The following is a 21,099-nucleotide window of genomic DNA, read 5'->3' on the forward strand; positions in this document are numbered from 1 at the left end:
CTTTCTCCCGTCATCTGCGTCAACCCGTAGGCTACGACGATTTACGCACGCGCAAATACCATTCGGCGAGCAAGCGAACTTGCTTGCGGGTATAGCCTTTTTCCATCATTCGGGCGACAAAGTCGTCGTGTTTTTTCTGCTCGTCGCTTGAGGTCTTAGTATTGAACGAAATCACCGGCAGCAGATCTTCCGTATTGGAGAACATCTTTTTCTCAATCACGGTTTTCAGCTTCTCATAACTGGTCCACGCCGGATTCTTGCCTTCATTATTCGCTCGAGCACGGAGCACAAAGTTAACGATTTCGTTACGGAAATCTTTCGGGTTACTGATACCCGCTGGCTTTTCGATTTTCTCCAACTCGCCATTAAGCGCTGAACGATCAAACAGCTGACCAGTATCTGGGTCGCGGAATTCTTGATCTTGAATCCAGAAATCGGCATACGTGACATAGCGGTCAAAAATATTCTGGCCGTACTCAGAGTAAGACTCGAGATAGGCGGTTTGGATCTCTTTGCCAATAAACTCGATATATTTAGGAATTAAGTAGCCCTTCAAGTGCTCTAAATAGCGCTCGGCGACCTCTTGTGGGAATTGCTCCCGCTCGATTTGCTGCTCCAGGACATAGAACAAATGCACAGGGTTAGCCGCGACCTCGGCGTGATCAAAGTTGAAAACACGTGACAAAATCTTGAAGGCAAAACGGGTTGATAGTCCATCCATACCCTCATCGACCCCAGCAAAATCTCGGTATTCTTGGTAAGACTTGGCTTTTGGATCGGTATCTTTGAGTGTTTCCCCATCATACACACGCATCTTCGAATAAATGCTTGAGTTTTCAGGATCTTTTAAGCGAGACAATACCGTAAAGCGCGCCAGAATATCGAGTGTGCTTGGCGAGCAAGGCGCATGGCGTAATTCACTGGTCGCCAACAATTTGTCGTAAATATGGATTTCATCCGAAATTCGCAAACAATAGGGTACTTTGACAATGTAAACCCGGTCGAGGAAGGCCTCGTTATTTTTGTTATTGCGGAATGACTGCCATTCGGATTCATTTGAGTGGGCCAAAATGATGCCGTCAAATGGCAATGCCGAAAGCCCTTCTGTACCGTTGTAGTTACCTTCTTGCGTTGCCGTGAGTAGGGGATGAAGCACTTTAATCGGTGCTTTAAACATCTCGACAAACTCCATCATGCCTTGGTTAGCCCGGCAAAGCGCACCGGAGTAAGAATAGGCATCAGGATCATCTTGTGAATAATGTTCAAGTTGGCGAATATCCACTTTACCAACCAAGGCAGAGATATCCTGGTTGTTTTCATCGCCTGGCTCCGTTTTGGCAACGCCAACTTGATTGAGAATAGAGGGACGGAGCTTAACCACTTTAAATTGGCTGATATCGCCGCCAAATTCTTTTAATCGCTTAGCGGCCCAAGGCGACATAATATGTTGAACGTAGCGCTGTGGAATGCCATATTCTTGTTCGAGTAGGTGGCCATCTTCAGTCGCATCAAACAGGCAAAATGGGTGATCATTCACTGGGCTACGTTCGCCATTGGCGGTTAGTACATAAATCGGCATCTGCTGCATCAAGCTTTTTAGCTTCTCGGCCAATGACGATTTCCCCCCACCGACAGGGCCCAGTAAGTAAAGAATTTGTTTGCGCTCTTCTAAGCCTTGAGCGGCATGTTTAAGGTATGAGACGATTTGCTCGATCGAATCTTCCATACCATAAAAGTCTTTGAACGTTGGGTAACGTGAAATGACACGGTTAGAGAAAAGTCGGCTGAGCCGAGGGTCGAGCGAAGTATCAACCTTTTCCGGTTCGCCAATCGCCATCAGCAAACGTTCCGCGGCATTGGCATACGCGCCGCGATCATCTCGGCATAGATCCAAGAATGCTTGAAGGCTCATTTCTTCGTCTTTCGCTTCTTCGTAGCGCTGACGATAGTGATCAAAAATAGTCATGGTCTTGCCCCCTAAATCGTCTGATAACTCGAAAAGAAAAGGCGCAAAGTTGGCTGGATGTTCCCTTTCCTTTTTATAAGGTTAGACCGCATTGCTCGATCTTGCGTGAAAGAATTGTTTGTTTTTTCGATAATTTTTGTTGAGTGATTTGTATGCCTGTCTTGCCAATATATTGACAGCGGGTGTTCAAGCTAGTGAGATATGCTGGTGGTGATTATTTTGCCAGCTAGGGGGACTGGGCTTACATTGGCCAGCCGTTAAACAATAAAGGAAAGGATGATGAATATAGCAAGAGAAACGGCTTGGGTAGTGTGTGCGTTGGCACTGACTTCCGGCAATGTTTATGCAGACACGCGGGTATCAGCAGGGGTGATCGGCGCGTTTTCACCCCAGGTGTACAAAGACACGGATACCGACCCACTTGTGGTACCGACAGTCAACCTTGATACCGACCACTTTTACTTTCGCGGTCTCACTGCCGGCGCACGTCTGGCACCGAAAGACTCGACACACAATCTCGTCGTATCAGCGACCTATGACCCTCGTCGTTTCGATCCTGCCGATACCGACGATCCGCAATTGAGCCAGCTCGACAAGCGCGATGCATCGATTGTGGCAGCGCTTGCCTACCAATACCATTCACCTATCGGACGTTTTCAGGCGGCTGTTGGCGAAGGCGTGACCCATGATAGGGACGGGGTATATGGCGAAGTGAGTTGGAAATATGGATTTAATCACCCGCGTTGGGGCGTCTCTCCGGAAGTAGGGTATGCCTACAATAGCCATGAGTTAAATAAGCACCTTTATGGGGTCAGCGCCACTGAAGCATCGCGTGTTTCAGGCATTGAGGCGTATGAGCCAGGCTCTGCGGGCCATTACTTTGTTGGTGCCAGTGGCTATTTTATGCTGACCGAGCGCATCCAACTGCTTGGTGGCGTGCGCTATACCAACCTCGATGATGAAATAGCGAACAGCCCAATGGTGGACCAATCTACCGCCGCTTCCGGCTATCTCGGTGTTAATTATGTCTTTATGTAGCCAAGTGTTTATGTAGCCAAGTCTTTATGTAACCAAGTCTCTATATAAAAAAGTCTCTATGTAACAACGCGGCCACCTTATACCAAGGTGGCCGCTTTGTTTAGCGTCGCGCTTTTTCATCACATAACGTTGTGGCCAGGGTATAGGTTTGCCCTGGCGATACCAGGGTATCTGGTTGCTCAAGCGCGGCCTCAATGCAAACAAAATGTTGATAGCCATCGTCATCCATGTCTGCCATTTGTACTGAGGCAGCTTGTCCAGGGTTCCATATCACCGCGCTGGTCGCGCCTTGGTTGGTGACATAAACGCGACGGTTACCGGCCGGATCGGTGAGTGACAGTGTATCGCGCGCCCCGGTATAAATGCGATCCACGGGGCTTTCAAACGTGACCTTTCCCGGAGCAGGTTGAGCCGCACCGGCACTGAAATTATCGAGGTACTGATTACCAACCCCGTCTACATAAGCCTGCTCGCTGTCCGCGACGGTCAGGTAGCTGTGTAATGCGCCGCCCATCGTCCAATCATGCTGATCGGTATTGGTGACGGCGAGGGAAATCGTGGCTTTTTGTGTCAGGGTGAAAGTGACGGTTGCTTCAAAACGATGGGGCCAGAGTGCCATTGACTGGGCAGATTCAGACAGCTTCAGTTGCACAATCACGCCATCCGGTTGCTCGTCAACCTGCGCCAATTGCCACATCTGTCGACGCGCAAAGCCATGCGAAGGCGAGCCCGATTGTCCAAACCAAGGCCAACAAATAGGGACGCCGCCTCGTAATGGTGTTTGCGCATCGTAGACGGCGTTGCGACTCATCCAAACCAGTGAGGATTCACCTGTAGGCGCAAAGGAGAGTAAGTGGCCGCCGAAAAGACTGATAGTGGCGGCGCACGATGGGTGACTCACGCGAAGAATCGGGACCGATTGCCGATAGCATAAATCGACCGAGGCGGAGAGTTGACGTTCAAAAAGCAAAGACATGGACATAGCTTAAACCTCTTCGGGGAGTGTCTACGAACAAAAACCGGCTCATTGGATAGGCGCCAGATACACAAAAGGCGGCTCTAGGCCGCCTTTATCGATACTATTGTAATTGCTACTTACTTAGAGATGTGTGCAACTAGGTCAAGTACTTTGTTTGAGTAGCCGATTTCGTTGTCGTACCAAGAAACCACTTTCACGAAGTTGTCAGTCAGCGCGATACCTGCTTTAGCATCGAATACTGAAGTTTGTACTTCGCCGATGAAGTCTTGAGAAACAACTGCATCTTCAGTGTAACCAAGTACACCTTTCAGCTCGCCTTCAGACGCTTCTTTCATTGCCGCACAGATTTGGTCATAAGACGCTGCTTTTTCTAGGTTAACAGTCAAGTCAACCACTGAAACGTTGGCAGTTGGCACGCGGAACGCCATACCAGTCAGTTTACCATTAAGCTCTGGCAGTACTTTACCAACCGCTTTGGCTGCACCTGTTGAAGATGGGATGATGTTCTGAGATGCACCACGGCCGCCGCGCCAGTCTTTCGCAGAAGGACCGTCAACGGTTTTCTGAGTCGCAGTGGTTGCGTGAACAGTGGTCATCAGGCCAGATACGATACCGAACTTGTCGTTCAGTACTTTCGCGACAGGCGCTAGGCAGTTCGTGGTGCAAGATGCGTTAGAAACGATATCTTGACCCGCGTAATCGCTGTGGTTAACACCCATAACGAACATTGGCGTTGCGTCTTTTGATGGACCAGTTAGAACAACTTTCTTCGCACCCGCTTGGATGTGTTGACGCGCTGTTTCGTCAGTTAGGAAGATACCGGTCGCTTCAGCAACAACGTCAACACCCACTTCATCCCACTTAAGGTCTGTTGGGTTACGTTCTGCTGTTACGCGTACGGTTTTGCCGTTAACGATCAGGTTACCACCTTCAACTTCTACGGTGCCGTTGAAACGGCCGTGAGTTGAATCGTATTTCAGCATATAAGCCATGTATTCAACGTCGATAAGATCGTTGATTGCTACCACGTCGATGTCGTTACGTTCTACAGACGCACGAAATACGAAACGGCCGATACGGCCAAAACCGTTAATACCTACTTTGATAGTCATTATGTTGCTCCACAACTTAATTTCTAGTGAGATTAAACTGGTAGTAAAATTACAGAATAGGACCCCGCCATGCAAGGGTAATCGCAGCCAAAATTGTCTAAAATCAAAAAAAAGTACGGATTTTTTTTACATCGCCTAAACATTTGGCGCCCTTACGGCCATGCCTGTGTTGTCTTTAATCAACCGTGGATAAAGAACAATCAGGCTTGGCGCAACAACTGGTACTTGATAGCGTAGAAGCAGAAGGGCAATTACGAAAGGCAAACTGGTACGACAAGTTTGACGTGACCGGTTTACCTTTGATTGAGCGTTGCTTTTTACTGAGTGGTTGCCTTTTACTGAGTAATGGGTGCGAGCAATGACGCTTGAAAATTGCCATCGTCGATCGCGGCTGATATTTCAAATGCCAATCGCTGCAGTGACGTCTCCTGTTGTTCGCTCAGTGTGTAAAGTCGAGACAAACGATCACTGTTGGCAATGGGAAGATTGTAACTTTGCCCCACTTTCGCCCACAAATACGCATGTTCAAAGCGTTTAAGCGCATGATTGGTGGTGGCGAGTGATTTAATCACCTCTGGAATCACGTCTTGCTTTACGGTGAGATCGCGGCCGTCATACAGCTCCAACGCGTGCAATAAAATCTCCACGGTTTTAGCTTTATCCCGTGAGACATAATAGGTCGCCAGACCAAGTTGTAACTGGGGCGTTTCCAGATGGGGAGTGCCTTCAAGCTTTAAAAACTGGGGTAGGGCGCCGTTGTCACCCTGAGACCAACGGTAGTAAATCACCGGTGGTTGATAAGAGGCTTCCAGTTCATCTTCCAAACGAGCAATCGCATCATAAGCATGGTAGACCGCCTCCGTACGCTTGGTTTTGCGTTGTTTGAGTGTGGTAGGCTCAATTTCAGCTACCAGCTCCATACAGCGCAAGTACGCCTTTGTTTGCTTGAGTTCGGTAAGTTTATTGAGATCGGTTGGCTTTTGGTCAACCGCCAAACGATCGAAAATCAGGTCCGAGCGCTCAAATCGGCATTGTCCGTCGCCAATGTTTAGCCCTTCGCATAATTCGGGGTGCGTTTCGCACACTTGATTGGTGGTCGGTTGTCCATCGCAGCCGACGAGTAGCAGTAAACTCGTGACAAGACCGAGACGATAAACGTAGCGAGTAAGTAATCGTAAATTCATTATTTGTCGTACCCTGAGTCAACTACGTCGAGTATACGTTATCTTTGAGTGTAGTTGATGCGTAAAAGCGTGATAAAGCGCACTGTGCTAAACATGCCGTCTACCGACCAAGATCAGGCATAATAGTCGGACCCGGACCACACAGAGGTAATCATGGATATAGAACAAGTCTTAAAAGCAATGACGCCTGAAATATACGATCGTTTGTGTTACGCGGTAGAAACCGGTAAATGGCCTGATGGTACCAGCCTTAATCAAGCACAACGCGATCAAGCCTTGCAAGCCGTTATGCTTTATCAATCACGTCATAACAGCCAGCCTCAACATATGACGGTCGCGAAAGGGGGTCAGGTGACTTGGAAATCAAAAGCCGAGCTCAAGCGTGAATTTGCCGGTCAAGATGGGCAGCGCATCGATATTGAGACCAAGCACTAGTGCTAACCCAATCAGCACCAATGCTGATCGAATAGATTGGGCGGCACGCCTTGTGGGATATGGTTTGCTGAACGTGTCCTCGCTAAAGCGTAAACGCCGGCATTCGGCCGGCGTAATCGTCACAATAGCGTTCACTGTCACTTCTGTTCACACGCTAATAATAGCTGAGCTCACCACGTAAATCTTTTTGCACCCAAGTTCGCAAGGTTTCAAAGGGTAATGACTGACTGAGCAAGAAGTGAAGCTTGGCTAACGCCGCTTCGGGTGTCATGTCATAACCACTCAGTACTCCCGCATCGGCCAGCGCACAGCCGGTCGCATAGCCACCCATATTGACCCGTCCCGCCAAGCATTGAGTGAGATTCAACACCAGCACACCGCGATCCGTAGCCTGTTTGAGTAAATCGAGTAACTCGGGATTTTGTGGTGCGTTGCCGACCCCAAAGGTTAATAAGATCATCGCATTGACGGGCTGTTTAAGCGCATTTCTGACAACGTCTGGCGAAATGCCCGGATACATCATGATCACGGCAACCGGTTGATCGCTAATAGTATGGACCTTAAACGGCCCTTGCGAAGGTTGATTGAGCTTGTCCGCTTTTACCTCAATATGAATCCCAGCTTCAAGCAACGCTGGCAAGTTGGGTGAGGTAAACGCGTTAAACCCGTCAGCATGCGACTTAGTGCTCCGATTGCCGCGCAGAAGTTGGTTGTTAAAAAACAGCGTCACTTCGTTCACCGGATAATTCGATGCAATATGCAGTGCGTTGAGCAGGTTGGCTTGCCCGTCGGAACGCAACTCAGCAATCGGGATCTGGGAGCCGGTGACTATTACCGGCTTTTCTAAATTTTCTAACATAAATGACAGCGCCGATGCTGTGTATGCCATGGTATCTGTGCCATGCAATATCACAAAGCCGTCATATGCGTGGTAATTTTCGCCAATATCGTCCGCAATCCGTTGCCAATCCGTTGGCGTCATGTCCGATGAATCAATGAGTGGTTCGTACTCATGGATAGTAAAAAGCGGCATTTCTGGACGATGGAATTCAGGCATGTTTTCCAACTGTTGCTGGAGAAAGCCGGACACTGGGACATAACCATGATCAGATTTTTGCATCCCGATCGTGCCACCAGTGTAAGCAATATAAATATGTTTACGTTCCATCATGTCAAATCTGCATTTAATGAGCGTGAGCACAGTATACATGTAACGATTACATCGGTAATACCGAGCGACACACAGAATAGAAGAAAAACAGAGAAGAGGCCCTGACCGAACGGCCAGGGCGAGTGGTTCCTACTGATACTCACAGTTTAAGCAGAATAAGTAACGACCTTGCGGATCGTTAAACTTTTCCAGCAAGGTTAACGACTGCCACTGAGGCGATGCCGTCAACTGGCGCGCAATCGATGGCATTGTCGCTTGCACCGCTTCACCGAGCACGTTGGCGCTTTGCCCCAGCACTTCGTTGATAAATTGCTCAAACGGCGTCAGTGGCTGTTGCATCCAATCTAGTTGATAGTTTTCGAGGTTAGCCAGTTCAGCGGCGGCAGACACGGCGTCGTCAAAGTCACCCAAGCTGTCAACTAATCCCAAACTCAAGGCATCTTGTCCCGTCCATACCCGACCTTGAGCGACTTGGTTTGCCTTTTCCATCGACATATCGCGATGGTTGCTGACCAATGACAAGAAGCGATGGTAACCATGCTCAATGCCTAACTGCATGATATCTCCTACCTCGTCTGGCAGTGCCCGCGTTACGCCAACCCCTGCAAACGGTGTGGTGCCGACACCATCAGACTGCACGCCGAGATCACCCAGCGTGTTCTCAAAGGTGGTGAACAAGCTAAAAATACCGATTGAGCCGGTAATCGTGGTGGGCTGAGCGATAATACGATCGGCGCTGGCAGATAACCAATAACCGCCAGAGGCGGCGACACTCGACATCGAGACCACCACAGGTTTACCCGCTTCGCGTAGCGCATCCACTTCATTACGGATAATTTCAGAGGCGAATGCACTGCCCCCTGGACTATCGACGCGAAGCACGACCGCTTTCACACTGCTGTCAAGGCGGGCATCGCGTAGCATAGCGGCAGTGGTATCGCCACCCACGGTCCCTGGGCGCTGACGTCCATCCATGATCGGACCACTGGCGACCACGACGGCGATATTATCACTGCCTGGCAGGCTAAAGCCGCTTTGTATTTTTGGCAGATAATCGTAATAGCCGGTGTATTCGAAGCTGTCTTCACCGTCACTGCCAAATTTATCGGCCAAATAGCGACGAATTTGCTGACGCGTCATGCGCTTATCGACAATGCCAAGATGCTCAGAGAGGGCGGCAAAATCGCCATCAAAGTCACGCAATGAGGCCAGTAATTGCTTCGCGCTCGGGGACAGTACACTCGGCTCGATGCCACGATTGTTCGCCACATCGCCGACATAGGCATCCCACAGCTGAGATAACCAAGCTTGATTGGCTTCTCGGGCAGCGTCTGACATATTGTTGCGTGTGTATGGCTCCACAAATGACTTATAAGTACCGACTCGGAACACGTGTGTGCTCACATCGAGCTTATCGAGTAGGTCCTTCCAATATAAGTTGTAACTGCCGTAACCTTGCAACATCACCATACCATCGGGCGACATCAGGACTTCATCGGCATAACTGGCCAAGTAATACTGGCTTTGACTGTAGGTGCCGCCAATTGCAATCACAGGTTTACCGCTGTTTTTGAAGTCCTCGATGGCTTTGGCGATGTATCGTAGCTTGGTCAGACTGGTAGAAGGCATATCGCCTAGGCTTAAAACTAAGCCATTAACCTGTTCATCCGTCGCGGCATGGCGCACGGTATCAACAATATCAAACAACACGTTCTCGGTTTCTATCGGTTGTCCGAGCGCATTGCGAGATAAGGTATCAACAGGACTTAAGCGCTGTTGTTGTTCAACAATAGGGCCGTCAATATTGAGTAGGAGCGCCCGTGGCTCTGGCTCACTTTGCGCCACTTTTGCGGTAGCGGGGTCCTTTGAGGTCAGCGGCGTATCGGCAGTAAAAGCAAAGTAGATTGCCACGATCACGCCTATGAAAAGGACGTTTAACAAAAGTTGGCGGGCGAAACTGAGAATACGCCACAACCATCGGAATAGGGATGCAATAAAGCGAAACAGTTTTTTCATACGTGAGTCCATCGGTGCATGTCGCTGATATCCTAGCTGATCAGAGCTCAGATCGATAGGCTATCAACCGCGTCATTGTTCTATAATACCGAGCGAAAGTCCTACCCAGATCAATAATTCACGATTTCATGTTGCCAGCTTGTAAACGAATGTTTGAAATCACGTGTCCGTCAGCGCTATAGTCTGGTCAGACCACAACAATAAGTGAGCAAGCGATGGAACAGCACCCTTATCCCCACATGCTAGCCCCGCTCGATCTTGGGTTTACTACCCTGAAAAATCGTGTCTTGATGGGCTCAATGCATACCGGGCTTGAAGAAGCAAACGATGGTTTTAAAAAATTGGCGGCCTTTTATGCTGAGCGAGCCAAAGGTGAGGTGGGGCTCATTGTAACAGGCGGATTTTCGCCTAATTTTCGTGGCCGTCTAACCCCATTTAGTGCCCAGTTTAGCTCTGGACGCGCGGCGCGTGCACATCGCGCGATCACCGAAGCTGTTCATGAAAATGGCGGCAAAATCGCGCTGCAATTACTTCATGCCGGTCGTTATGCCTTTCATCCGTTTGCCCAAAGTGCGTCAGCGATTCGCGCGCCAATCAGTAAGTTCACCCCGTTTGAAATGAGCGAGCGGGCGATTTGGCGTACGATTAAAGCCTTTGGCCGCAGTGCCGCGCTTGCTCGCGAAGCTGGCTATGACGGGGTCGAGATCATGGGCTCTGAAGGCTACCTGATCAATCAGTTTTTCTGCCACCGCGCCAACCGCCGTTATGACCAATGGGGCGGGCCAGTCGACAATCGTATGCGGTTTGCGGTTGAAGTGATGCGAGCGGTGCGTCAAGCGGCCGGTGATGACTTTATCGTTATTTTTCGTCTGTCGATGCTGGATTTGGTCGAGCAAGGCAATACCTTTGAAGACGTGGTCACGCTCGCGAAAGGCCTAGAAAAAGCAGGCGTCACTATTATTAACACCGGTATTGGCTGGCATGAAGCGCGAGTGCCTACTATCGCGACCCAGGTGCCACGAGGCGCATTTAGCTGGGTCACTGAAAAACTAAAAGGCGAGGTATCGGTGCCGTTAGTCACCTGTAACCGTATTAATACCCCAGAGGTTGCCGAGTCGATTCTCGCCAAGGGGCAAGCGGATATGGTCTCCATGGCGCGCCCATTCTTAGCCGATGCTGAATTCGTTGCGAAGGCCAAAGCCGACCAGTCGAATGACATTAATACGTGTATTGCCTGCAACCAAGCCTGTCTGGACCATGTCTTTAAAGGCAAGCGTGCCAGTTGTTTGGTTAACCCTAAAGCTTGTTATGAAACCGAGCTCGTGGCAACGCCTGTACGCCAAGTGAAACAAGTGGCGGTAATTGGTGGCGGAATGGCCGGGATAAGCTGTGCCACTGAAGCGGCTGAACGCGGACATGACGTGACCTTGTTCGAAAAAGCGGATCGGCTCGGCGGCCAGTTTAATTTAGCGATGACGATTCCGGGAAAAGAAGAATTTAAAGAAACTATTCGCTACTACCTCAGACGATTGGAAAAAGCAGGCGTGACGGTCAAGCTTAATCAAGCCACTGATGTCGATACATTGCGTGCGTTTGACGATATTGTTGTCGCCACGGGTGTGAAGCCACGCCGTCCCGCCATTGAAGGCGTTGATCACCCGAGCGTCATCGATTATCAAACCTTTATTCGTGAACAGCCTGAGTTGGGGAGCCATATCGCCATTATCGGTGCCGGAGGGATCGGCGTTGATGTCGCGACCATGATTACCGAACCCAAAAATCAAAGTTTGGACGCTTGGCTCAATGAGTGGGGAATCGATAAGACTATTACCCACGAAGGCGGACTCTACCCTGGGCACGATACGCTTAGCGACAAGCAGGTGTGGGTATTGCAGCGTCGCGAAGGACGAGTCGGAAAAGGTCCGGGCAAAACCACCGGTTGGATCCATCGAAAAACGTTACAAAAGCGTGGTGTGAATCTTGTCGGTGGCGTGAGCTACCATAAAATTGACGATGAAGGCCTGCATATCAGTGTTAAAGGAGAAGCACACCTGATCCCTGCCACCCAGATCATCTTGTGTGCGGGGCAAGAATCGGTGAATACGTTGGCCGAGCAGCTTGATGATGCCAGTGTCTCTTACCATTTAATTGGTGGTGCCGAGCATGCGGGAGAGCTCGATGCGAAGCGAGCCATTCGCCAGGGGATTGAGACAGCCTTGGCGCTTTAGCGGCGGGAGTCTGTGCTAATATGCTGATATCGCTCATGCAGTGAGCACTAAACGGTTAAAAAGGATAAACCATGGACGCACTTGATTTGCTATTAAAGCGCCGCTCTGTGCCACGATTAGCAGCGCCAGCGCCGAGCGGTGAAGCACTAGAAAACATTATTCAAGCAGGATTACGAGCCCCTGATCATGGCGCACTAACGCCGTGGCAGTTTGTGATTTGCGAGGGCGATGGGCTGACGCGGCTTTCAACCATTTTAGCCGAGGCAGCACAGGCCAACGGCGCGGATGAAACGGCAGTGAAAAATGCCAAAAACGCACCCTTTCGGGCCCCGATGGTGGTGGCCGTGATTGCGCGTACACGTGTGCATGACAAAGTTCCGACCATTGAGCAGCATATTTCTGCGGGATGTGCGACGCATGCGATGCAAATGGCAGCGGTCGCACAAGGGTATCAGGGCTTTTGGCGCACCGGCGCATTTGCATACCACCCTGCCGTGAGAGAGGCGTTAGCCGTTGAAGGCGATGATCATATCGTGGGTTTTTTGTACTTAGGAACGCCTGATTGTGCGGCGGCTAATGCGCCTAAACGCGATACTAGCCAGTTTGTCTCTTATCTTTAAGCCACGAGAAGGGCTTGGTTAATCGAGAAAACCTGTGCATATGTACAGGTTTTTTATTGCGCCTCGATCGTGCTTTGCATACCATGCGGACAGCGACTGATAAAGAGACTCTGTCATGGCACGATTATTTATTGCGGAAAAACCGAGTTTAGGGCGCGCAATTGCCGCAGGCCTGCCTAAGCCTCATAAAAATCAGAAAGGATACATTGAAACAGGGCAGGGAGATGTGGTTACTTGGTGTATTGGCCACTTACTCGAACAAGTCGAGCCCGAGGCTTATGACAGCCGCTATAAAAAATGGCATCTGGCTGACCTTCCTATTGTGCCTCAACAATGGCAATTGCGCCCGCGCAAAGCCGCCTCAGGCCAGCTGTCCGTGGTTAAAAAACTGATTAAGCAATTTGATCAGCTGGTTCATGCCGGCGACCCAGACCGCGAAGGGCAGCTGCTGGTGGATGAAGTGATTGACTATGCGAAGGTCAGTCAGAGCAAAAAAGCCAATATAAAACGCCTTTTGATCAGTGATTTAAACCTGGCTGCGGTGAAAAAATCGCTAAGCAACATGCAAGACAATAAGGGTTACATGCCCTTATCTGTTTCCGCGTTAGCTCGGTCACGTGCCGATTGGGTCTATGGGATGAACCTGACGCGTGCTTATACCCTGCTAGGGCAACAGGCCGGTTATCAAGGCGTATTGTCGGTCGGGCGGGTACAAACGCCGGTGCTTGGTCTGGTGGTGCGACGCGATCAAGCAATCAAACATTTTATTCCCCATCCGTATTATCAGCTCGACGCCATCATTGCTCATCAAGGGAGTGAAATACGCGCGCGATGGCAGCCCAGTGACGCCTGCGCCAAATGGCAAGACGAGCAAGGGCGCGTACTTTCTCGGTCACTCGCCGACAATGTCGCCAATCGAATTACGGGGCAGCCAGCCACGGTCACTGACGCGGAACGTCAGCAGCGAAAGCAAGCGGCGCCACTGCCTTATAACTTGTCAGCCTTGCAAATAGACGCATCAAAGCGATTTGGTTTTAGCGCCCAAAAAGCCCTGGATGTGTGCCAACAACTGTATGAGCGCCACAAGATCATTACCTATCCGCGATCGGATTGTCGTTACTTACCTAAAGGGCACTTCGCTGAGGCGCCCAAGGTGTTGGCAGCGATTAAAAAGGGGTGTCAGACACTGATCCAGGCTTGTGACAGTGCGGATCCAAAACGCAAAGGCAAAGCATGGAACGATGCCAAAGTCGGTGCGCACCATGCGATTATTCCAACCGCGAAAGCTGCGCCTGCGAGCTTGTCAGGCGATGAAGCGAAAATTTATCAGCTGGTAGCGCGCCAATATGTGATGCAGTTTTATCCGCCTGCCGAGTATGCAGAAGGAAAACTGGTGTTTGATATTGCCGGTGGCTGTTTTATTGCCAAAGGCAAGGTGCTCACTCAAGCGGGCTGGCGCGCGCTATTGCCCTCCACGCAAACCGCAGACAGTGACGCTACGCCTTTGCCCTTAATGGAGAAAGGTGAGCAAGCGCAGTGTGAGCGTGGCGACATTAAAGACTGCATGACCGAGCCACCGGCTGCGTTTACCGAATCCAGTTTGTTACAAGCGATGACCGGCATTGGCCGCTATGTGCAAAACAAAGCACTGAAAGAGATACTACGAGAAACCGATGGGCTCGGGACCGAAGCCACTCGGGCTGGGATTATTGAGCTGTTGGTAAAACGTGGTCTTTTGAATCGACAAGGAAAAACACTTCACGCGACAGCCAGTGGAACGGGATTAATTGATGCCTTACCCGACAGTGCGACCTACCCGGATATGACCGCTGATTGGGAGCGGCAGCTGCAAGATATGGCGGACCGACAATGCGCGTATCACCCCTTTATGCAAGCGTTAACCGACAAGGTCTCGGGCTTGATTGAAAGTGTAAAAACCTCACCACCGCCTGCCTCTTTGCAAGGTTTACCGGCTGCGCCGGCAAAAACATTTAAACGTAAAACACGGCGCACCAGCAGTCGTCGTAAAGGAGCGGCGAAATCAACGGGTAAGACCGCGGCACAATAACCGCACCAGTATACTCGAGCAAAAAATGCAGTGATCGCCCGATAATAGACTCGCGGCCACTAAAATAAATAGGCGGCGAGACAACCGACCAACGTCATCACAAACAAAAAGAGTTTTAATAGCTTGGGATTCGCGGAGATAGCAAATCGTACCGCAATCCGTGCCCCGACCATGGTCCCTATCGCCAGGATCAGCCCTGGCGCCCAGCGGATCAGATCATCGGCAATAAACACCAGCAGTGAAAGAGAGGTGAAAGCTAAGGTGCATGCCAGTTTGAGTGCATTACCACGGACCAAGTCGTAGTGTAAGGTGCCACATAGCGCGGCGAGCAAAACAAATCCGACCCCTGCTTGTACGAATCCGCCATAAAAGCCAGCGAGCATAAGGCCAAACCATGCGGTGGGTGTATCAGCCACCTTTTTGACTGGCGTACCGGCGGGGGGGCCAAAAGTGGCTGGCTTAACCAGCATCACTACCGTCATGGTCAGCAAGGTACCGAGTAGCAAGGGTTTGACCCAACTCGTTGGCAACCATGCAGCGGCCAATGCGCCGCACAAGCCCCCGATTAAATTCGGTATCAATACCGGAATGATATCCTGAGTATCGAGCTTGTTATGTTGGCGAAACCCGCTCATCCCTGACGCACACTGTAGCCATACCGCCACCCGATTGGTGGCGTTGGCGACATCGGCAGGCATGCCCATCACCATCAATGCAGGTAATGTTAGGTTAGAGCCACCACCCGCGAGGGTATTGATAATCCCGGCGATCACGCCCAAAACCACCAAGATAAAACTGTATTCGAGGCTGATTGCCATACACGCTCCTTGTTTGCAATCTCTTGTGTTTTTTGGATAAAGGCGGTTTGATTGTATCGCCAATATGTGTATGTAACCGTTTGATCCTACGCATACAGAGCCTGTGTAATGCGGTGAAACTGACCGGTAACACTGGCGATTCTCTCTATGCCCTTTATAATCACGTGCTACACCTGAGGTTTTTGGTTAATGTTCGCTCCATACAGAGCGAGATAAGGTTGTACCAGGTCATGCAGCAAGCTGTTCCATCGGCACTTGATAAAGTCGCCCGCCGCTCGGCGCGAGTCGGATTCATTTATAATGTGGTTATCTCCGTGATGGTCTTCATGTTTGCGGTGGTTTCCGTGGAGTTTTGGTTATATCAACAAGCCCATGACCAAGAAGTAAAAGACGTTCGTAACGCCTTGTTGGCCTACCGCTCGCGGATTGAGCTCAAAGTGACGCAGAATGTCGATTTAAGTCATGGACTAACCACCTATATCAGCTTAAATCCAGATCTGACGCAAGACCAATTTTCCCGCTTTGCCAGCCAGTTAAAAGCCAAATCTGCTCATATCCTCAATTTTGCCGCTGCCAGAAATTGGGTGATCAGTCATGTGTATCCTGCGTCGTTAAAGCGTATCTTAGTCGGGACGCGTTACCATGATGTGCCTGAGCAATTAGCCAGTGTACGTGCGGCGTATGCCTCCAGTGAGCCCGTGATTTCAGGGCCGGTCGATCTTCTTCAAGGCGGAACCGCCTTAATTGCACGTCAATCGATCATCAATCAAAACACAGGGTTACCCTGGGGCGTGTTATCCACGGTGCTCGATATTGATAGCCTTTTCTCCGCAAGCTTTGCCGAGGGCGAGGCGTATCCAGTGCGTGTGGTGTTGCAAGAAAAATCGACCGCCGAGGGGAGGTTTACCCCCATTTACGGTGAGCCTTCGATCTTAGCGCAGTCCCCTGAATCCGTCGCAGTGAGCTTACCCTCCGGCCACTGGCGCTTATTGGGGATCCCGCAAGACGGTTGGAAAAGTTTGCATCCTCACCCCACGGTATGGGGGGTTGGCTTGATTATCTTAGGGTTTTGGATCGGCGGATTATATGCTCGATTAAATGCTGGACGCAGCTTTGCGCAGTCGATTGGTCGCATGGTTGATGATAGTTACCGCTTTAGGAGTATCTTTAAACGCCATGATGCGGTGATGATGTTACTGGATGCCAAAAGTGGCGAAATTTTAGATGCTAATGACAGTGCCCAACGTTTTTATGGCTATGACCATGCAACGCTCACAGCGATGAGTATCAGCGAGATTAATACACAAGTCGACAGCACCCTCAAACAAAGCCTTTCACAGGCGAGACAGCGCGAGAAAAACTGCTTTATTTTTGAACATCGGCTAAAAAACGGTGAGAGTCGCCATGTCGAGGTTCATTCATCCCCGATCACCGTTGGTAACGCCCGCCTGCTGTTCTCGGTTATCCACGATGTATCTGAACGGTTAGAGGTTGAACGTAAGTTGATGCTCAATGCGAAAATCTTTGAGCAATCGAGCGAAGGGGTGCTGATCACGGATGCGCAAGGTGCTATCGTCGCCGTCAATGGTGGCTTCAGTGCGATCACCGGGTATCAAGAAGAAGATGTCGTCGGCGCAATGCCATCCATTCTGAATTCGGGCCGTCATGACGCACATTTTTTCGCCGAAATGTGGCAGCAGATACATCAAGAGGGACATTGGAAAGGCGAAATCTGGAATCGCCGCAAAGATGGTATCGTGTATCCACAGCTTCTCTCGATCAGTGTGGTAAAAGATGACGCCGGTGACGTGGTGAATTATATCGGTGTTTTCTCTGATATCACCCAGCTTAAAGACTCAGAAAAAAAACTGATTGATTTGGCCCACAATGACTCGCTAACCGGATTACCGAATCGCCTGCTGCTTACGTCGCGCATTCGTCAAGCGATGAATAGGCAATCGGTCCAGCGTAACCAGCTGGCGTTGATGTTTCTCGATCTTGACCAGTTTAAGTTCGTCAATGATAGCCATGGCCATACCGTCGGTGATGAGCTCCTTAAATTAGTCAGTCAGCGCTTAGAGGGTCTGTTAGAAGAGGGCGATACCTTAGCCCGTCTCGGTGGCGATGAATTTGTGATCCTACGGGTGATTCATGCTGATGATAATGCCTGTATTCGCTTATCTGAAGATGTGATCCATGCCATGAATCGCCTGTTTATGCTCAAAGGTGGGATCGACGCTCAAATCGGTGTCAGTATCGGCATTGCCCAATATCCAGAGAATACCGCGAGTACCGATGATCTGCTGACCTTTGCCGATTCGGCGATGTATCACGCGAAAAAATCGGGGCGAAACACCTATGCGTTTTACAATGATGCGTTGACGGTAGAAGCGAATCACAAGTTACGTTTGGCGGTCGAGCTACGTCAGTGTGTGCAAAATGAAGAGTTAGAATTATATTACCAACCCCAGGTCGATCTGGTGACCGGCGATATTATTGGCGTCGAGGCGTTATTGCGTTGGCATCACCCAGAGCGGGGGCTGTTATCACCGTTTTACTTTATTGATGTCGCCGAAGAGCGCTCGATTATCCACGATATCACGCAGTGGGTGGTTGAGACTGGATGTCAGCAATTAAAAGCCTGGCAGGATGCGGGCCTCAACGTGTCTATGGCGGTGAATATCTCGCCGCGCAACCTTGCCGACGTGGCCTTTACGCAAGTGGTGTTTGAGGCCTTGGACCGCACCGGCGCCGATCCGCGCTTTTTAGAGTTAGAAATTACCGAAAATACCTTGATAGAAAACCAAGCCAACGCGTTAAAAGTGCTGGAGCAATTACGTGATAAAGGGGTTGGGATTGCGATCGACGATTTCGGTACTGGCTATTCATCGATGGCTTATCTCAAGCGCTACCCCATTTCAAAATTAAAAATTGATCGTCATTTCATTAAAGACATACAAAGCCAATCGCCCGATGAACAAGAAGTGGCAATTGTGTCGGCTATGATTGCCATGGCCGATAGCCTTGGGATGGGGGTCGTTGCTGAGGGCATTGAGACCTTGCATCAACAGGCGATTTTGCATGAATTGGGCTGCACCTTTGGTCAAGGGTTTCTCTATCGCCGTCCTATTCCTGCCGTGGAGATGAGCGAATTGTTAGGCCTGGATCCGGAGGGAGAGTGCGGCGCGTAATCGGCTCCTCCTCTAACTGTCATCGCTCACAGTTTTAGGGCGCAGAGGCAGGAATGATGTCAATGCCTTGCTGTTTTTTTACCCTGATAGAAAATGGCAAGGAGCACAATCATGACTTTTTTCTTTCCTCGACAGCGGCTGGCCATCGCGGTAGCGGCCTCGTTGACTATGGCAGCGTCGTTTTCCACTGCGGCGGCCCCGCATATCACGGTAACCACAGCAACGACACAGTCTGACCGACCGCTTGATCCCAACGCCCCAGCGGTCTTCTCGTTAGGTAAGAACACCTACCAAATCAGTGTGGAAGGGATAGCAGGTGACTGTCAGGCCGCGTCTCCCGAGAACGCGAAATTTAATACGCCTATTCCGCTTTCTTGCCAAGATCAGACAAACTTTGAACTTACCGTGCGTTTTGCTGGGGATTATGGGTTTTATTATCAGCCAGAGACGCAAACAATCCGCGTTAAACGTGAACCGAAAAAGACCGCATCAAGGTTTAAACGCCCGTTGCCCGATGTCCAGTGTCACCGCTATCAAGGTGGGCCGGTCACCCTCTCTTTGGGAGAGAGTTTTGCCGATGGCACGCAATTAAAAGAGGCGCTCAGTGGGCAGGTTGTCACGGTGAAAAATCACAGCGTGACGCTCACCCCAGCCTCTGAAAGTGGCGGGTTGGTGTTGCTCGCCCCGGTTACAGCACCAGAGCCAGATTTTACCTATCGCAATGCAAACATTTATTTTGTCATGGTGGACCGATTCAGCAATGGCGATCCGAGTAATGATCACAGCTATGGGCGGCGTCAGGATAAAGCGCAAAACATTGGTACCTTTCATGGCGGAGATCTACAAGGCGTGATCGACAAATTGGATTATATCCAAGCGCTCGGCACCGATGTAATCTGGTTATCGCCGATCGTAGAGCAGGTTCACGGGTTTGTCGGTGGTGGCAGTCAAGGGGACTTTCCGTTTTATGCCTACCACGGCTATTGGTCGCGTGACTTTACCCAAGTAGACAACAACTTTGGTGATGATGCCACACTAAAAAAATTGGTCGACGAAGCGCATCAACGCGGACTAAAGGTGTTTCTGGACGCAGTCGTCAATCACCCAGGTTACGCAACGCTCGCGGATTTACAGCAAGACGGGATTGAGGTAGTCAATGACACTGAATTACCGGCGCAATGGCAAAATTGGCAGCCCGGTGACGGACAAAGCTGGCATGACTTTCATGATGCGATTGATTATAAGAGCACGAATTGGCAGCAGTGGTGGGGAAAAGACTGGGTACGCGCAGGATTACCGGGGTACGATGAGCCTGGCAGCAGCGATAAAACGCTGACCTTAGCCGGATTGCCTGACTTTAAAACTGAATCTTCGCAACCGGTGACCCCGCCACAATGGTTGCTCAACAATCCCGGCACGCGGGTAAAGGTGCGAGACAATTACACAGTGAGTGATTACTTACTCGAATGGCAAACCCAGTGGGTTGCGCGTTTTGGTATTGATGGTTTTCGTGTTGATACCGTCAAGCATGTTGATGGTGAGGTTTGGCGAGCGTTAAAAGCACACGCCTCAGAGGCATTGAAAAGCTGGCGCGCCGCTAATAATCAAACGGGCGAGCCCTTTTGGATGATGGGAGAAGTATGGGGGCACAATGCCTACCGGAGCCCTTATTTTGACCAAGGCTTTGATGCACTGATTAACTTTGATCTGCAAAAGCGGATGGACAAAGGGGCGTATTGTTTAAGTGAAATGGAAACCACGTATCACGCGTACGCTGAGACCATGCAAACAGAAGCGGATTTCATTCCGGTTAGCTATATGTCGTCTCATGATACCGAGCTCTTTTTTAGCCGTTTTAAAGATGCCAGCATGCAGCGCGGTGCTGCCAACGCATTACTTCTGGCGCCCGGTGCGGTGCAAGTCTATTACGGTGATGAAGTTGGACGTGATTTAGGCCCTTACGGCGATGACTTTCACCAAGGAACACGCTCGGATATGGTGTGGCAGCGTAACGCCATGCAGGCGGGGTTATTAAACCATTGGCGAAAAGTGGGGCAGTTTAGGCAACGCCACCCTGCGGTAGGTGCGGGCGCGCACCAAGTGATCCCTCAACCAGGCGCGTATGTCTTTTCCCGGCAATATGGAGAAGACACCATTGTTGCCGCGTTTGTCGGGCGTCAAGCCGAATAAGTGCCCGCCGCGAACAGGATGTTTATCCTTGTTGAACGTACCATACGAAAAAGCCCGTCGCTCATTGAGCGACGGGCTTATAT

At 50.3% G+C, this 21,099-nt stretch carries 15 protein-coding genes; 8 read left to right on the forward strand and 7 right to left on the reverse strand.

Features of this window, described 5'->3' with window-relative positions; all coding sequences use genetic code 11:
- Positions 1-31: 31 nt before the first annotated feature.
- Complete coding sequence (locus BZG75_RS04525) at positions 32-1,966, reverse strand: PrkA family serine protein kinase (RefSeq protein WP_021022282.1); 1,935 nt, start codon at positions 1,964-1,966, stop codon at positions 32-34.
- A gap of 279 nt (positions 1,967-2,245) precedes the next feature.
- On the opposite strand from BZG75_RS04525, the gene BZG75_RS04530 reads away from it, so the two are divergent.
- Positions 2,246-3,004 carry a MipA/OmpV family protein gene (locus BZG75_RS04530; RefSeq protein WP_158009961.1) on the forward strand — a complete coding sequence of 253 codons (759 nt, stop codon included), beginning with the start codon at positions 2,246-2,248 and terminating at the stop codon, positions 3,002-3,004.
- A 100-nt stretch (positions 3,005-3,104) separates the two neighbouring features.
- Here the strand turns inward: BZG75_RS04530 and BZG75_RS04535 are convergent, their stop codons facing one another.
- Together BZG75_RS04535 and gap are read right to left on the reverse strand one after the other, a co-directional pair.
- A complete protein-coding gene (locus BZG75_RS04535) occupies positions 3,105-3,986 on the reverse strand; it encodes a D-hexose-6-phosphate mutarotase (protein ID WP_021022284.1) in 882 nt (293 codons plus the stop codon).
- A 113-nt stretch (positions 3,987-4,099) separates the two neighbouring features.
- Positions 4,100-5,095: a type I glyceraldehyde-3-phosphate dehydrogenase gene (gene gap, locus BZG75_RS04540; protein WP_021022285.1), complete on the reverse strand. Its 996-nt coding sequence runs from the start codon at positions 5,093-5,095 to the stop codon at positions 4,100-4,102.
- Between the two features lie 185 nt (positions 5,096-5,280).
- On the opposite strand from gap, the gene BZG75_RS15305 reads away from it, so the two are divergent.
- Positions 5,281-5,457, forward strand: a complete 177-nt coding sequence (locus BZG75_RS15305) for a hypothetical protein (RefSeq protein WP_158009962.1) — start codon at positions 5,281-5,283, stop codon at positions 5,455-5,457.
- Here BZG75_RS15305 and BZG75_RS04545 read toward each other — a convergent pair.
- Positions 5,431-6,279 carry a DUF2989 domain-containing protein gene (locus BZG75_RS04545; protein WP_077576300.1) on the reverse strand — a complete coding sequence of 283 codons (849 nt, stop codon included), beginning with the start codon at positions 6,277-6,279 and terminating at the stop codon, positions 5,431-5,433. The two genes, BZG75_RS15305 and BZG75_RS04545, sit on opposite strands and share 27 nt — an antisense overlap.
- A 153-nt stretch (positions 6,280-6,432) precedes the next feature.
- Between BZG75_RS04545 and BZG75_RS04550 the strand changes: the two genes are divergently transcribed.
- On the forward strand, positions 6,433-6,714 hold the full coding sequence (locus BZG75_RS04550) for a YeaC family protein (protein WP_077460372.1): 282 nt from the start codon (positions 6,433-6,435) through the stop codon (positions 6,712-6,714).
- Positions 6,715-6,868: 154 nt separating this feature from the next.
- On the opposite strand, the gene ansA is transcribed toward BZG75_RS04550, so the two are convergent.
- On the reverse strand, positions 6,869-7,882 hold the full coding sequence (gene ansA, locus BZG75_RS04555; RefSeq protein WP_077576339.1) for an asparaginase: 1,014 nt from the start codon (positions 7,880-7,882) through the stop codon (positions 6,869-6,871).
- A 132-nt stretch (positions 7,883-8,014) separates the two neighbouring features.
- A complete protein-coding gene (gene sppA, locus BZG75_RS04560; protein ID WP_077576301.1) occupies positions 8,015-9,901 on the reverse strand; it encodes a signal peptide peptidase SppA in 1,887 nt (628 codons plus the stop codon).
- 215 nt (positions 9,902-10,116) lie between these two features.
- Between sppA and BZG75_RS04565 the strand changes: the two genes are divergently transcribed.
- The 3 genes from BZG75_RS04565 to BZG75_RS04575 all read left to right on the forward strand — a co-directional run bounded on the left by BZG75_RS04565 (position 10,117) and on the right by BZG75_RS04575 (position 14,817).
- Complete coding sequence (locus tag BZG75_RS04565) at positions 10,117-12,129, forward strand: NADPH-dependent 2,4-dienoyl-CoA reductase (RefSeq protein ID WP_077576302.1); 2,013 nt, start codon at positions 10,117-10,119, stop codon at positions 12,127-12,129.
- A gap of 71 nt (positions 12,130-12,200) precedes the next feature.
- Positions 12,201-12,749 carry an NAD(P)H nitroreductase gene (locus BZG75_RS04570; RefSeq protein ID WP_021022292.1) on the forward strand — a complete coding sequence of 183 codons (549 nt, stop codon included), beginning with the start codon at positions 12,201-12,203 and terminating at the stop codon, positions 12,747-12,749.
- Between the two features lie 115 nt (positions 12,750-12,864).
- Complete coding sequence (locus BZG75_RS04575) at positions 12,865-14,817, forward strand: DNA topoisomerase III (protein ID WP_077576303.1); 1,953 nt, start codon at positions 12,865-12,867, stop codon at positions 14,815-14,817.
- Between the two features lie 59 nt (positions 14,818-14,876).
- On the opposite strand, the gene BZG75_RS04580 is transcribed toward BZG75_RS04575, so the two are convergent.
- On the reverse strand, positions 14,877-15,635 hold the full coding sequence (locus tag BZG75_RS04580) for a sulfite exporter TauE/SafE family protein (RefSeq protein ID WP_077576304.1): 759 nt from the start codon (positions 15,633-15,635) through the stop codon (positions 14,877-14,879).
- A gap of 230 nt (positions 15,636-15,865) precedes the next feature.
- Here BZG75_RS04580 and BZG75_RS04585 point away from each other — a divergent pair, with 230 nt between their 5' ends.
- Entirely contained in the window at positions 15,866-18,826 is a 2,961-nt protein-coding gene (locus BZG75_RS04585) for a bifunctional diguanylate cyclase/phosphodiesterase (RefSeq protein WP_077576305.1), read from the forward strand.
- A gap of 111 nt (positions 18,827-18,937) precedes the next feature.
- A complete protein-coding gene (locus BZG75_RS04590) occupies positions 18,938-21,016 on the forward strand; it encodes an alpha-amylase (RefSeq protein ID WP_077576306.1) in 2,079 nt (692 codons plus the stop codon).
- Positions 21,017-21,099: the final 83 nt, after the last annotated feature.

This window comes from Salinivibrio sp. AR640, from assembly GCF_001995405.1.
Lineage (GTDB): Bacteria > Pseudomonadota > Gammaproteobacteria > Enterobacterales > Vibrionaceae > Salinivibrio > Salinivibrio costicola.